This window comes from Mesobacillus sp. (assembly GCF_057785455.1).
The window spans coordinates 139065-152161 of the sequence record NZ_JBYNSB010000035.1 but is presented as its reverse complement, the minus strand read 5'-3'; the positions used below and the strand labels follow the sequence as shown (position 1 = coordinate 152161).

18 protein-coding genes and 1 tRNA gene are annotated in these 13097 nt (G+C 40.9%); 14 read left to right on the top strand and 5 right to left on the bottom strand.

The features are described 5' to 3' along the window. Positions 1-163: 163 nt before the first annotated feature. From AC3EBE_RS14625 to AC3EBE_RS14615, 3 genes are all read left to right on the top strand, one after another. Positions 164-2053, top strand: coding sequence for an LTA synthase family protein (locus AC3EBE_RS14625; RefSeq protein WP_488595772.1), 1890 nt, complete (start codon positions 164-166; stop codon positions 2051-2053). Between the two features lie 214 nt (positions 2054-2267). After that, the gene (locus AC3EBE_RS14620) at positions 2268-3422 is read left to right on the top strand and encodes a YqgU-like beta propeller domain-containing protein (RefSeq protein WP_488595771.1); all 1155 of its coding nucleotides are present in this window, start codon (positions 2268-2270) and stop codon (positions 3420-3422) included. A 75-nt stretch (positions 3423-3497) separates the two neighbouring features. Continuing rightward, positions 3498-3809 carry an MTH1187 family thiamine-binding protein gene (locus AC3EBE_RS14615; protein ID WP_488595770.1) on the top strand — a complete coding sequence of 104 codons (312 nt, stop codon included), beginning with the start codon at positions 3498-3500 and terminating at the stop codon, positions 3807-3809. Between the two features lie 58 nt (positions 3810-3867). On the opposite strand, the gene AC3EBE_RS14610 is transcribed toward AC3EBE_RS14615, so the two are convergent. Beyond that, positions 3868-4041 carry a DUF2759 domain-containing protein gene (locus AC3EBE_RS14610; protein ID WP_488595801.1) on the bottom strand — a complete coding sequence of 58 codons (174 nt, stop codon included), beginning with the start codon at positions 4039-4041 and terminating at the stop codon, positions 3868-3870. Between the two features lie 122 nt (positions 4042-4163). Next, positions 4164-4631, bottom strand: coding sequence for a hypothetical protein (locus tag AC3EBE_RS14605; RefSeq protein WP_488595769.1), 468 nt, complete (start codon positions 4629-4631; stop codon positions 4164-4166). Positions 4632-4763: 132 nt separating this feature from the next. Here AC3EBE_RS14605 and AC3EBE_RS14600 point away from each other — a divergent pair, with 132 nt between their 5' ends. Together AC3EBE_RS14600 and AC3EBE_RS14595 are read left to right on the top strand one after the other, a co-directional pair. After that, a complete protein-coding gene (locus AC3EBE_RS14600) occupies positions 4764-5399 on the top strand; it encodes an MBL fold metallo-hydrolase (RefSeq protein ID WP_488595768.1) in 636 nt (211 codons plus the stop codon). Between the two features lie 174 nt (positions 5400-5573). Continuing rightward, positions 5574-6668 (top strand): class I SAM-dependent methyltransferase, encoded by a 1095-nt coding sequence (locus AC3EBE_RS14595; RefSeq protein WP_488595767.1) that lies wholly within the window; start codon positions 5574-5576, stop codon positions 6666-6668. A gap of 87 nt (positions 6669-6755) precedes the next feature. Here the strand turns inward: AC3EBE_RS14595 and AC3EBE_RS14590 are convergent, their stop codons facing one another. Then, positions 6756-7001: a DUF2626 domain-containing protein gene (locus tag AC3EBE_RS14590; RefSeq protein ID WP_226602050.1), complete on the bottom strand. Its 246-nt coding sequence runs from the start codon at positions 6999-7001 to the stop codon at positions 6756-6758. A gap of 79 nt (positions 7002-7080) precedes the next feature. Then, positions 7081-7782: a helix-turn-helix transcriptional regulator gene (locus AC3EBE_RS14585; RefSeq protein ID WP_488595766.1), complete on the bottom strand. Its 702-nt coding sequence runs from the start codon at positions 7780-7782 to the stop codon at positions 7081-7083. Between the two features lie 195 nt (positions 7783-7977). On the opposite strand from AC3EBE_RS14585, the gene AC3EBE_RS14580 reads away from it, so the two are divergent. Continuing rightward, positions 7978-8331, top strand: coding sequence for a Spx/MgsR family RNA polymerase-binding regulatory protein (locus AC3EBE_RS14580; RefSeq protein ID WP_488595765.1), 354 nt, complete (start codon positions 7978-7980; stop codon positions 8329-8331). Positions 8332-8393: 62 nt separating this feature from the next. On the opposite strand, the gene AC3EBE_RS14575 is transcribed toward AC3EBE_RS14580, so the two are convergent. Then, positions 8394-8465 (bottom strand) — tRNA-Gln (locus tag AC3EBE_RS14575). 138 nt (positions 8466-8603) lie between these two features. Between AC3EBE_RS14575 and comGA the strand changes: the two genes are divergently transcribed. The 8 genes from comGA to AC3EBE_RS14535 are packed head-to-tail and all read left to right on the top strand — an operon-like array spanning position 8604 to position 13083. Further along, positions 8604-9674, top strand: a complete 1071-nt coding sequence (gene comGA, locus AC3EBE_RS14570) for a competence type IV pilus ATPase ComGA (protein WP_488595800.1) — start codon at positions 8604-8606, stop codon at positions 9672-9674. Further along, positions 9661-10692, top strand: a complete 1032-nt coding sequence (gene comGB, locus AC3EBE_RS14565) for a competence type IV pilus assembly protein ComGB (RefSeq protein WP_488595764.1) — start codon at positions 9661-9663, stop codon at positions 10690-10692. Before comGA ends, comGB begins: the two co-directional genes overlap by 14 nt. Before the next feature lie 25 nt (positions 10693-10717). Beyond that, positions 10718-11017: a competence type IV pilus major pilin ComGC gene (comGC, locus tag AC3EBE_RS14560; RefSeq protein ID WP_488595763.1), complete on the top strand. Its 300-nt coding sequence runs from the start codon at positions 10718-10720 to the stop codon at positions 11015-11017. Between the two features lie 3 nt (positions 11018-11020). After that, a complete protein-coding gene (gene comGD, locus AC3EBE_RS14555) occupies positions 11021-11455 on the top strand; it encodes a competence type IV pilus minor pilin ComGD (RefSeq protein ID WP_488595762.1) in 435 nt (144 codons plus the stop codon). Continuing rightward, a complete protein-coding gene (locus tag AC3EBE_RS14550) occupies positions 11439-11768 on the top strand; it encodes a hypothetical protein (protein ID WP_488595761.1) in 330 nt (109 codons plus the stop codon). The genes comGD and AC3EBE_RS14550 overlap by 17 nt, the downstream gene beginning before the upstream one ends. Then, on the top strand, positions 11752-12195 hold the full coding sequence (comGF, locus tag AC3EBE_RS14545) for a competence type IV pilus minor pilin ComGF (protein ID WP_488595760.1): 444 nt from the start codon (positions 11752-11754) through the stop codon (positions 12193-12195). Before AC3EBE_RS14550 ends, comGF begins: the two co-directional genes overlap by 17 nt. Before the next feature lie 47 nt (positions 12196-12242). Next, positions 12243-12566 (top strand): competence type IV pilus minor pilin ComGG, encoded by a 324-nt coding sequence (comGG, locus tag AC3EBE_RS14540; RefSeq protein ID WP_488595759.1) that lies wholly within the window; start codon positions 12243-12245, stop codon positions 12564-12566. A gap of 16 nt (positions 12567-12582) precedes the next feature. Further along, positions 12583-13083: a shikimate kinase gene (locus AC3EBE_RS14535; protein ID WP_488595758.1), complete on the top strand. Its 501-nt coding sequence runs from the start codon at positions 12583-12585 to the stop codon at positions 13081-13083. Positions 13084-13097: the final 14 nt, after the last annotated feature.

Below are 13097 nucleotides of genomic sequence, written 5' to 3'. Positions count from 1 at the left end.
CTCAATGATGGCGGCAATTGAAGATTATACCTTTTATGTATTGAATCCTGTTTGCTTTTTTGTAAAAAAAGTATTAAGATTATCTTTGATTCTCGAAGCAGATGTTTCGGGTCGCCTAAAAATTCCCATATCTGTTATTTATAACAGGGAGGTAGTAAAGCACATGCAAACAAAAAAATGGTCAAAAGCGTCCATTGTCGCCATTGCGACAATCCTGCTGTGGCTGAAAACCTATATTGCTTACAAGACGAGTTTTGACATTAAAATTGAAAACTGGAGACAGGAAATTATCCTGTTCATAAACCCTCTGAGCTTTCTGATGTTCATCTTCGGAATCAGCTTATTCATGAAGGAGAAAAACCAAAAGCGTTATATACTGATTACAAGTTTCATAGTTTCTGCTGTGTTGTTCGCTAACGTTGTGTTTTATCGTTTCTTTAATGATTTCCTGACGATTCCGGTCTTGTTCCAGACCAGCAATATGAGCGATTTAGGCAGCAGTGTAACAGAACTTATCAATTTCAGTGATTTATTTTATTTCGCAGACTTTATCATTTTAGCCGTTCTGTTTAAACTTAAACCAAAATTTATTGGATATAGGGAATATACAAAGGTGGATCGAAGAGCATTCTTCCTTGTAGCGATTGCGATTGCCTTTTTTAACCTGGGAATGGCTGAAGCTGAGCGTCCGCAGCTGCTAACAAGAACATTTGACCGCGAGATGCTTGTCAAAAACATCGGTACCTACAATTACCATCTATACGATGCATTCCTGCAGTCCAAATCCTCTGCCCAGCGCGCATTGGCTGATGGCAGTGAATTAGCTGATATCGACAACTATGTGAGAGCGAATTACAACCCGCCAAACGAAGCTATGTTTGGGAAGGCAAAAGGCAAGAACGTCATTCTGATTTCCATGGAATCAACTCAGAATTTCGTCATAAACCAAAAAGTGAATGGACAGGAAATCACTCCATTCCTTAATGACTTCATCAAGGATAGCTATTACTTTGATAATTTCTATCACCAAACAGGCCAGGGGAAAACATCTGACTCTGAGTTTCTTGTTGAGAATTCACTTTACCCATTAAGCCGTGGTGCAGTATTCTTTACTCATTCAGGCAATGAATACACTGCCACACCAGAAATTCTGAACAAAAACGGTTACTTTACGGCTTCCCTGCACGCCAATAACAAGAGCTTCTGGAACCGTGATATCATGTACCAGGCATTAGGATACCAGCGATTCTATTCTCTTCCTGACTATGAAGTGACAGAGGAGAACTCTGTAGGCTGGGGCATGAAGGATGTTGATTTCCTTCAGCAGTCAGTACAGCATCTTAAAGATATGCCAAAACCATTTTATTCAAAATTCATTACCTTAACTAATCACTTCCCGTTTGAATTGAATGAGGAAGATCGCTTTATTGAGCCTTACACATCCAACGACAAGACCGTAAATAATTATTTCCCAACTGTTCGCTATCAGGATGAGGCATTAAAGCTATTTATCCAAAAATTAAAAGATGAAGGTTTATATGAGGATTCAATCATCATCCTTTATGGTGATCACTATGGTATATCCGAGAACCATAATAAAGCGATGAGCGAATATCTTTGCAAGGAAATCACTCCTTTTGAAAGCACACAGCTTCAGAAGGTACCTCTGATCATCCATATTCCAGGTGAGAAGGGCAAAACGATTTCCACTGTTGGCGGCCAGATTGACCTTAAACCAACAATCCTTCACTTGTTAGGAATTGATACTAAGAACGACATTGATTTTGGTTCCGACCTTTTCGCTAAGGACAGACTCGATTTCGCTACATTGCGTGACGGAAGCTTCATCACCAAGGATTATGTATTTACCCGTGAGGCTTGTTATGATAAAGCCACCGGTGAGCCTACAGACAAGGCAAGCTGTGAGCCTTATATGGAAAAATCAAAGAACGAACTTGAATACTCTGATAAGATCATTTATGGTGATCTGCTGAGGTTCTATGATGAACAATCAGGCAGTATCAAGGAAGCTTTCCCGGAAACCAAAGAATAATTCATTTGAAAAGGCCCGTGCTGCTTTGCAGCATGGGCCTTTTTTGTGCCAGCCATTGTGTTTATTTTGATTGAAATTTGGCAAATAGGGGTGTATGTTATTTCTAATGTGTAAATACAAAGAAAATAAATATCAGATTTTTCTGCTTTAAGTGAAACATTTGAGTATGTTTTACGTACAGTTATTTACAGTGTTTTTTAAGGTGGTGGGAGCAGTGAAAGGAATTAATAAGTCTGCATACAGTCGATTCGTAATGTCCTTACTTTTTCTGTTGATCATCGCTTCTTCCGCAGTAATCCAGGGGTGTTCCGAAAGTCGGGCAGAGTCGCAGCACACGAGTGCCAAGCATCATCTTGACAAGGAAAAGGAAACTCCTGACACAGCTTTTTTTGGCACTCATATCCAGCCGATCCAGCCTGGTGCCGAGGAATTTCATAAGTCTGCTGGCTGGCTGACAAATGGTTCGATTCTTTATATAACCGACAACGGTGAAGGATCATCCTTATATTCATATATCCTTGGATCCGGAAAATCAAAACTGATATATGAAAGTTCCATACCTGTAGTCAATGCCGAAATAAGTCCCGATCGAAATAAAATCCTGGTTCATAAGGCAGAATCTAATCAAGGGGTCCTGACTGTCATTGACCTTGATGGCAAAGAAGAATTTTCAGCCGAACTTGAATCCTATGAATTAAACTTTGAATGGAATGCTTTTAACCAAAATCTTATTGCCGTCTCGGCATTCAGCGAGGACTGGGACTTCAAGACTTATTTACTTGATTTGGACCAGAAGGAACTTGTAGAACATGAAATTCCGGAACCATTTATTCGCTGGGTTTCTGAAAAAGAATTTGCCTATCAGGAATGGCAGGAGGATTCCATGTCTCTAAAGGCCCCAGTTATGATTAGGTCGATTAACGATCAAAAAAGTGTTAAGAAAATTGAAGATGTTTACCAATTTGATTCCATAGGGAAGCTTCTGTTGACTGTTGCAGTTGAGGATGAAAGTAATAATTATTCTGCCCGATATACTTTTTATTTAGGCGGATTAACCCCTGTGGGAAGCATAGATGTTCCGGCACTAACATCTTTTTCTGGATGGCTGGTCCCTTTTTATGATTTAATGGATGATGGGAAAGAATTTTTTTACCTGCGGCCGCTTCATGAAGGTGAAGCAGATATCTATGAGGATGGTTTCGAATTAGTAAGTTACAATATTGCGAAACAGAAGGAAGAGGTTATCTTAGACGGCCTCAATAATGAATACATTTCCTGTTCCCCATCAGGCAATATGTGCCTTTATGGGTTTCAATTAGAAAAGGTAATAAACATTGCCACCAGGGAAGTAATCGATCTGATTCAATAAGTGCTGAAAAAATTTCATAATTGAGAAATCCTTGCAGCATCATATTAAATATTCCAACAGATAGGAGAGAGAATAATGGCAATAGCAGATGTGACAGTCATCCCGATAGGAACACAGACACCAAGTGTCAGTACATATGTAGCAGATATCCAGAAAATCCTGAAAGGCTTTGAGAATGAAGGGAAAATCCAATTTCAGCTGACCCCGATGAATACTTTAATTGAAGGAGATCTGCCTGTTCTCTTTGAAGTGATTCAGGCCATCCATGAAGCTCCCTTTAACGCAGGGATTCAACGTGTAGCAACAAACATCAGAATCGATGACCGCAGAGACGTCAAAAGGAAAATGCATGAAAAGGTTGACCGTGTCAACGAACTGTTAAAGTAGGCTTTCCTTTTGAGAATACAAAAAAAACCACCTTTGAGGTGGTCTTTTTTTGTGCAAATTAATGCGCTGTCGGGAATCCGTGGTGAAGTACAGTCATGACTGCGAACCAGCCAAATACCAGGAATGATCCTCCGCCAAATACAATTCCAAGAAGGTTCTTGTTTTTAAGCGCCGTGAATGTACCGTATCCGGCAAGTAGCGTAACTAAAGCGAAAATAATTGGCAATCCCATCATAATATATAGCCCCCTTCAATATTATTTGGCAGGCATGGTGCCTGTTTGCAGAAGTTATAGGCGGCAGCCTGTATGTAATGACAAGCATACACTCGCTTTATATTTTATATTTTTTTAAATCATTTGTCGAGGTCTAAAAATTTAACTTCGGCTCTATATGCTTTTACTATACCCTGAATTAATTCATTATAGTGTCTGGGTGAAAAATAAATTCGGTTTGCTGCAGTATAAATCAAATGTTCCTCGAGTTGAAGCAGAGCCATTTCTATTTGGACAGGCTCTCCTCCTGTAAATGAAAAAGCTGATATTTCATCCCTGTATAGGAATGTTGAATCATTTACTGAAAATCCGTAATCACCAAAATCCCCCATTGACTCACCTGCGGCTGCAAGAATAAGGGCGTGTTTCTCTTCGAGCAATTCCGCTTCCTTTAAAAGCTCAGCTGCATCTTCAGCGCGGGAGCCGGGCTCAAAAATATAAAGACTACCATAATTATTCATAGGAGGGTATTCAGTCAAGAAGAATTCCAGAAAATCTGGAATTTCTTTTAAATATGTTTTTGTTTCGAGACCGATATATAGGTTCATGCTAAATCCCCTTACATTATACTGTCAATATTATAAAGAATTCCCGGATGACGAACAGTCTTGTTAAAACTTATACAACAATAGTGTAGAATAAGTATATCGTTAAAACAATAAGGAGTTGGAGGCAATACGATGAAATGGAAACAGGTACCGCTCGGACCGCTGCAGACAAACTGTTATTTGATCTATAATGATAGTAAATCCTGCCTGATTGTAGACCCGGGTGATAATCCAAAGAAATTATCTTCCGTGATTGAACAATTGGAATTAAAGCCAGCTGCAATCTTGCTTACACACGCTCATTTCGACCATATTGGCGCTGTAGACAGCATTAGGGATAAATATGCATTGAAGGTATATATGAATGAAAAAGAGAAGGAATGGCTGACAGATCCTGCTTTGAATGGTTCAAAGCACTTTATGCTTAGCAGTATGATCACAGCGCGCAAAGCAGACCACTTTTTCAATTCTGAAGGTAATTTGACAATTGGAGAGTTCGACTTTGCTGTATTAGAAACGCCAGGACATTCGCCAGGAAGTGTATCCTTTTATTTTCCGAACCATAATTTCGTTGCAGCAGGAGATGCCCTTTTCCAGGGAAGTATCGGAAGGACAGACCTGCCGGGGGGAAATCATAATCAGTTGATCAGGAGTATACATGAACAGCTGCTGGTATTGCCAGAGGAAACTGAAGTACTTCCAGGTCACGGGCCAACGACTACAATTGGTCATGAGATGGACTCTAATCCATTCCTGAATGGTTTTTAAACTGTAGGCTTTAGTATTAACTGTAAATACTAGAAAGGCCCTTCTCAATGAGAAGGGCCTTTCTGGGGGATGTTCTATTCATATCATGGGAGGGGATATAGTTAAGCTACTATATAAACAATATAGCATAGAAAACACTATGTCAATAGTGAAAAATGCACCCGGGGAGTTAATATGAAAGATATAATATGCGAGTATATTGCTGCTTCACCAAAGAAAATGATTACTTATGCTGATTACATAGATTTGGCTCTTTACCACCCTCAAGAAGGCTATTATATGAAGGAGCGCAAAAAGATTGGCAGGGAAGGCGATTTTTTTACCACAAGTAACATATCCGACATCTATGGAAAATTGATTGGTAAATGGTATGCCAAAAAGGCTGAGAGCTTAGGACTGCCAGCAGCCGTTTGTGAAATAGGAGCAGGGAATGGACGCTTTGCACGCGCTTTTATCCAGGGATGGAATGATGTCTCAAAGGAGCTTCTTATATATCATATTATTGAAGCGAGTCCGTACCATAAAAAATTGCAAAGTGAAGAATTGAAGGGAATCGAAAATGCTGAGATCATCTATGCAAATTCGTTTGCAGAAACAGGAATGGATCAAGGCTTAATCTTTTCGAACGAACTATATGATGCTTTTCCTGTTCATGTCATTGAAAAAAACGAAGGAGTACTCCAGGAAGTGTTCATAGCCTGCGAAAATGGTGATTTAATTGAGAGACTTATGCCTCTGCACGATGACAGAATCACTTCCTTCCTGCTTGAACAGGATATCCAGCTTTCTGAAGGGCAAAGGATGGAAATCCCATTGTCAATGGAACCTTTCATTGAATCGATTTCAAAAAGCTTGCAAAAAGGTCTTATAGTTACAGTTGATTATGGCTACACAAAGGAGCAATGGAAGGAACCGAAACGTAAAAATGGAAGTCTCCGCGGGTATTATCAGCACCAAATGCAAAATGATGTACTCAAAATGCCTGGAGAAATGGACATCACCAGCCATGTGCATCTGGACGCTATCATTTCGCTCGGAGAGAAATACGGCTTGGAATTCCTCCTGAAAAAGAGACAGGATGAATTCCTGCTGATGATCGGGATCCTGGAGGAATTGGCAGAGCACAATGATCCGAATCCTTTCTCTGAGGCGAGTAAACGAAACAGGGCGATCCGAAGCCTGGTCCTGCCAGGAAGCATCAGCCAATCCTTTGATGTCATTATTCAGGGAAAGGCGTTAGGGGATTCAGCAGAAAGATTATTTGTGTAAACCTCGAAAGGGAAAGCCGGAATACAGCCTTATGGGTACAAATAAAAAAAGCGATGGACACCATCGCTTTTTTTATTGTGGAAAGAATTAATGGCCAGCTCCGCCAAGTGGCATCATAAATGTTGACCAGTAAGTAAATCCAGCAAAGAAAACCGTTAAGTATGCGCCGAAAACGTATATGTACATACGCTCGGACAGTTTCAAATAACTTAATAGCAAGAAAAATCCTGTTTGACCAAAGAAAATCAAGGACGTCGTATACATGTGACCTAAGAAAAACATCACTGCAAAGATTCCCGTCCAGAATCCTAATACTCTGTACATACGATCCAAAGATATCCCTCCTTTACCCTGCAAGTCCATCACTATCATATTATAAAGTAAAGTAGACAGAAAAGTAAACAAGGATTGATTATTGTGCAATAACAGCCTGATATGAACACGAGTCACAGCCAGTGAACATATTCTCCTTCTCGATCAGCTCGATATCTCCGAAGAGCGCTTCAAACATGCCTTTCAGGAATTCATAGTGCATATTGCACACAGTTTCTGTATGGTCAGCGGCAACTTCCTTAAAAGGGCAATTGAAAATTTGAAAATAAATTTTTGTCCTATCGCTATCTGTTTCAAACTCAGGATAAAAACCTGCAAGGGTAGCAGCATTCTTTATGGCATTGAGCTTATGTTCAAAAGTCATGTCTACAGGTATCTGAGGATGCCGGGAAATTTCCTGGTCCATCAGTTCGGCCCCGAAGCGCTTACCAGTTTGATACAAAGCGTCTTTGCCAGCTTCACCTAAGGACATCATGGTTGTCATGGCGATTTTGGCCAGCAGCTGATAGTCCCTGTAGGGAAAGTGCAGCTGGATCACATCATCCGATAGCCGGTACAGTCTGCTCGGCCGTCCGCCTTTTCCTGTTTTTTTGGTTTCAGACACGAGCATGTTGACATCCTCAAGTTTTGAAAGATGAAGCCTTGCGACATTCGGGTGGATGTCAAAATTGTCCGCGATTTCCTGGACAGTTACATCCTTATGCCGTTTTGTAATGTACTGATAAATATAATAACGAGTAGGGTCAGACAAAACACTTGTGATTTTTAATGTTTGTTCCACCTTTTTTCACCTCAGCCCACGATTTTCCTCAATTATAATACAGAGGAAAATAAGGTTTACACTGTTTAAACAATATGTTTAGAAAATGTTCACAACTAAATGGCGAATTGATGACAAATTACTGTACAAAAGTTATACAAAAGTTATACAATGAATTCAAGAAGAAATTATATATAACTCCAGGAGGTTATTAAAGTGAAGGAACTGACGTTTTTTTCTTATCCGAGCTGTACATCTTGCCGAAAAACGAAGAAGTGGCTTGTCTCGAACAGCGTCCAATTTCAAGAACGTCATTTATTTAAGGACACTCCGACAAGAAACGAATTACTGCAGATCCTATCCCTGACCACCGACGGGCTGGATGAACTCCTTGCGACAAGAGGGGAGACATATAAAAAATTAGGAATAGAGGTAGAGGACCTGCCGCTTTCAGAAATGGTCAAACTGATGATTGACGAGCCGAAACTGCTAAGGAGGCCAATTTTGACTGATGGAAAGAAACTAATTGTCGGTTTTAATCCTGATGCTTTAAAAAGTATAGCCAAATAAAAAAACGGAAGCAGTTATTGCTTCCGTTTCTTTATTGCTCTATGAAGCTGCGGAGTTTTTTACTGGGCTAGCTGGATTCGAACCAACGCATGACGGAGTCAAAGTCCGTTGCCTTACCGCTTGGCTATAGCCCAATGAAGAAGCTGTGTTGACTACGATAGTAGTATAAAACTATTTGTCACTTTTTATACACATTTGATTTATTTTTATTGCAGGATAACAAAAGGAGATAGAGAAATATAAGGTATAACAGAAAAAGGTGGTGTTCACTCATTGAAAAATCAATAGAGCTACTGGCAGATAGTGTTTTAAAGGATGCTTTAATCAGCGGGGCTTCTGACATCCACATCATTCCCCGCGAAAAAGACACCCTCATCAAATTCAGGCTGGGTAACCAGCTGCTGCCCCGCTTCACTTTAGATCAAACAGATTGCGACCGGCTCATTTCCCATTTTAAATTCACAGCCTCAATGGATATTGGTGAAAAAAGAAGGCCGCAAAGCGGTGCTTATACTTATCAGTATAAAGATGAAAAAATTGGCCTGAGGATTTCGACTCTCCCCGCCTATAAGAACGAAAGCATGGTCATAAGGCTCCTGCCTCAAAATAACAAGATTCCTTCATTCAAACTATCCCTTTTCCCGGAAACATCCAAAAAGCTCATCTCATTATTAAAGCATGCCCATGGTCTAATCATCTTCACAGGTCCGACCGGCAGCGGAAAGACAACAACCCTATATTCAATGCTGTCCGAAACGGCAGAAATTGTGAACCGCAATGTCATTACATTGGAAGATCCCATAGAAAAACCAAGTGAGACAGTGCTGCAGGTCCAGGTGAATGAGCGGGCGGGCATATCTTATTCTGCCGGCCTTAAAGCGATATTAAGACATGATCCGGATATTATCATGGTTGGGGAAATCAGGGATAGGGAAACGGCGGAAACAGCAATCAGGGCAGCGCTTACCGGCCATCTCGTGTTAACGACCATGCATACGCGGGATGCAAAAGGTGCCATTTACAGGCTCAGTGAATTCGGGATAAATTGGCTTGAGATAGAACAGACACTGATAGCTGTAACGGCACAAAGGCTTGTGGAATTGACCTGTCCCTACTGCGATGGCGGCTGTTCGCCATTCTGTTATTCCACTGGCAGCGGTAAAAGGGGGAATGTGTTTGAAATCCTCAGCGGCAGGGATTTGGCTGCTGTGATGATGGAAGCGAAAGGGGAGCCGCAGGTCCACCGGTACAAAACACTGAAGGATGCCATAACAAAAGGAATCGCACTTGGCTACATCAAGGAAACAGAATATCAGAGGTGGGTACTGAATGATGGAGAATAAATGGTCTGTTGAGGAGCAGGCCCGCTTCCTTAAAAGAACTGGTGAACTTCTGATGCGCGGTTATTCATTGGCTGAGGCGATCGAGTCATTGTCGTTTTACCTGGAAAAGAAGAGATGGAGTGATATCCAAAACAGCCTTTCCACCCTTAAAGAGGGCTATCCCCTGTATATGATTCTTAATAACCTGAATTTCAATAAGGACTTGGTAAGCTATGTTTATTTTGCTGAACAGCATGGCGGACTGGCCGAAGCAGTTCTGGAGGGCAGTGAAATCGTCTTAAAACGTGACAGTGATTATAAGAGGATCAGAAAGCTCGCATTCTATCCACTATTTCTGGTATTGCTCACCGGAGTCCTCTTTTTCTTCATCGAAAGAATATTGCTCCCAAAATTCTCATCTCTATTTCTGGATATGAATCTTAAACCTAATATCTTCATGAATACTATCAGTTTCGCTGCTTCTTTATTTCCATATCTCCTAACTTCTCTCATCATAGTGTCTCTTTCATTGATTGCCTATTACTACTGGTTTTTTCGCAGGCTCACTCCATTCCGGCAAAAGTCGCTCCTTATAAAATTGCCGTTGGCCGGCAGCCTGATCAAACTATTCATAACTCATTTCTACTCGGCACAATTAAGCTATCTTTTAGCAGGAGGGCTGTCTATTTTGGATGCCTTTAAAATATTCGAGCAAAACCGGAAGGACCCGTTCCTAAAGGAAATCGGCAGCAGCACTATTGCGAAGCTGGCTAAAGGAGAACCGCTTGAACTGGTTATTGTATCCTATCCATTTTTTGAAAACGAGCTGTCAAGGATCATCAAACATGGACAGGAAAATGCAAAGCTCGATCAGGAACTGTATTTTTATAGCAGGCATTGCCTCTCCCAGCTGGAAGAAAGCACGGAAAAGCTGATGAAAATCATCCAGCCGGTGCTATTCAGCTTCTTGGGTATGCTGATCGTCTCTTTATATCTGGCAATTCTGCTGCCTATGTTCGAGCTGATACAAGGAATCTAACTTAATGATCAAAGGAGAAAACGAAATGAAAAATCAAAAAGGATTTACACTTATAGAAATGATGATTGTTTTGCTGGTCATTTCAATGCTGCTGATTATCACAGTGCCCTATATTTCAAAGCACACCTCAAACATCAATTCAAAGGGCTGTGAAGGGTATATGAAACTTGTCGAGGCCCAGGTTCAGGCTTATAAAATTGAACATAATGAAACCCCGGGATTCACGGAGCTTGCGGCTGAAAACTATTTGAAAAGCCCTGAAGCATCATGTCCGGATGGTTCTACAATTGTAATCACAGCTGAAGGCGATGTAAAAAAACAATAACACATGAAAAACTCAAAAGGATTTACGATGGTGGAAATGCTCGTTGTCCTCTCGGCTTTTATGGTTCTTTCCTTTTCAGCAATCTTCCTTTTCTCTCCCCAGGATGAGCTTCTCGAACAAAATCTCTTTTTTTCGCAATTTAAAACTGATTTGCTATTTGCCCAGCAATATGCGATTTCCCATCAGGAGAAGATAACGGTCCATATTGTCCCTGAGGATAAACTGTATTACATAATCGGGGAATCATATGGCGGGGGCTATATTATTCATCGGAAGTATTTCCCTCAAATTCAGATTGAAAGCATTCTTTTAAAATTCAGCTATATGCCAGATGGGAATATCGATAAGTTTGGCCCTATTTACATCAAAATCGGGAAGAGAAGCTTTGTTTTTATGATTCAGATAGGAAAGGGCAGATTCTATGTTACGGAAGAATGATGGATTTTTCTTAGCAGAAATGCTCCTGTCCCTGGCTGCCTTCATGGTGGGTACTATTGTGCTCCTGCCTGCAGCAAATATGGTGATCAGCCAGATTTTGCAGACCAGGGCGGAAACAGCTGCTATCCATATTTTATACGACGAGCTTATGTATATAAAAATCAATGGATTGGAATCTGACAGGAAAACTGTGAATCTCCAGGGATATTTCTTTGAAACGAGAGTGTACAAGGATTCCCAGTCCACGGAGGTGTGTATCCATTTTAAAAGCGAGAATCAAAAAGAAACTCGTAAATGTGCAAAAGTGGAATGAGCGTGGTTTTACACTTGTTGAAATGCTGTTAGCGCTGATTGTGTTTCTAATGATAGCCTCTGCTTTTCCGCTTGCGGTCAAAATTATCCTCAATGAGCGTGTGAATGCAAGCGGGATACAGCGCATGGAATGGGAAATCTTCAGCAGCCAGGTAAAAAAGGAGATGCGCTCCGCAGACCAAATGACGGTCAGCACAGATAAAATCCTGTTGAAATCAGGTTCGAACACAATCATTTATGATAAATATGGCGCGAATATTAGGAGAAGGGTTAATTTCAAGGGATATGAAATTCTGATGCAAAATCTTTCGAGCTTTCAATTTAAGACGATTCCTGAAGGTGTAGAAATATCTGCAGCTGATACAAAAGGGAAGCGTTATATCACCAGGATCCAAAACTTCATCAAGATAGGAGAGGTTGAGTTATAGACCAAAAAGGGTTCGTTTATCCTCTGACAATGATACTGCTTTTATTTATGTCAGTATTCTTAGTCATCATGACTCAGCAGTACCTCGCTGAGCTAAAATTCAAAAAAGAAACCGAAGCCATCAGGCTTCAGGAGTATTATATGTTAAGCTCCCTGAAGCTTGCTGAACAGAGGATGCTGGATAATAGTCTTACAACAAACGGCTCCATTGAATTTGATAAGGGAAGAGTAGCGTTTTCGAGAGTAACTCTATCTGAATACCTTGAAGATATCACTTTTACATTGAGCCTTGACCGCGGAACGAAAATCACAGGAACAGGCACCTATGACAAGGAACAGGGCAGGATGGTAAAATGGAAAGAAAGGAATTAGATAGGGGTAGGGATAAATGAAAGCCATTTACCTGATTGGTTTCATGGGTGCAGGGAAGACGACGGTTTCTAAGCAGCTGGCTGAGGAACTGGCAATTGCCCACTATGATACAGATCAAAAAATAGTTGAATCCGCCGGAAAATCAATAAATGATATCTTCTCTTCAGAAGGAGAAGGGAAGTTTCGAGAACTTGAATCGTCAATATTGCAGACAATGCCCAATGATGATGCGGTAATAGCAACCGGAGGAGGGATCGTGTCTGCAAAGGTGAACAGAAAGCATATGAAGGAAAACGGACTGGTGTTTTTCCTTTATGCAGAGATGGAGGAAATCCTCCAGCGTCTTGCAGGAGACAATACCAGGCCCTTGCTTCAAAAGAATGGGCACGAAGCTGCGCGAACATTATACACTAGCCGCCTGCCGTTATACCGAGAGACTGCCCATTATGAAATTAAGACTTCTGGGAAGTCAATTGAGGAAATCGTCCGTGAAATAGCAGGATGTATGAAAAAGTAATCAGTGGATATACT

Coding starts and splice junctions, on each gene's coding strand:
- AC3EBE_RS14625 (WP_488595772.1), top strand. CDS start 164: ATGCAAACAAAAAAATGGTCAAAAGCGTCCATTGTCGCCATTGCGACA.
- AC3EBE_RS14615 (WP_488595770.1), top strand. CDS start 3,498: ATGGCAATAGCAGATGTGACAGTCATCCCGATAGGAACACAGACACCA.
- AC3EBE_RS14610 (WP_488595801.1), bottom strand. CDS start 4,041: ATGGGATTGCCAATTATTTTCGCTTTAGTTACGCTACTTGCCGGATAC.
- AC3EBE_RS14605 (WP_488595769.1), bottom strand. CDS start 4,631: ATGAACCTATATATCGGTCTCGAAACAAAAACATATTTAAAAGAAATT.
- AC3EBE_RS14600 (WP_488595768.1), top strand. CDS start 4,764: ATGAAATGGAAACAGGTACCGCTCGGACCGCTGCAGACAAACTGTTAT.
- AC3EBE_RS14595 (WP_488595767.1), top strand. CDS start 5,574: ATGAAAGATATAATATGCGAGTATATTGCTGCTTCACCAAAGAAAATG.
- comGB (WP_488595764.1), top strand. CDS start 9,661: ATGATGGAGAATAAATGGTCTGTTGAGGAGCAGGCCCGCTTCCTTAAA.
- comGC (WP_488595763.1), top strand. CDS start 10,718: ATGAAAAATCAAAAAGGATTTACACTTATAGAAATGATGATTGTTTTG.
- comGD (WP_488595762.1), top strand. CDS start 11,021: ATGAAAAACTCAAAAGGATTTACGATGGTGGAAATGCTCGTTGTCCTC.
- AC3EBE_RS14550 (WP_488595761.1), top strand. CDS start 11,439: ATGTTACGGAAGAATGATGGATTTTTCTTAGCAGAAATGCTCCTGTCC.
- comGG (WP_488595759.1), top strand. CDS start 12,243: ATGTCAGTATTCTTAGTCATCATGACTCAGCAGTACCTCGCTGAGCTA.
- AC3EBE_RS14535 (WP_488595758.1), top strand. CDS start 12,583: ATGAAAGCCATTTACCTGATTGGTTTCATGGGTGCAGGGAAGACGACG.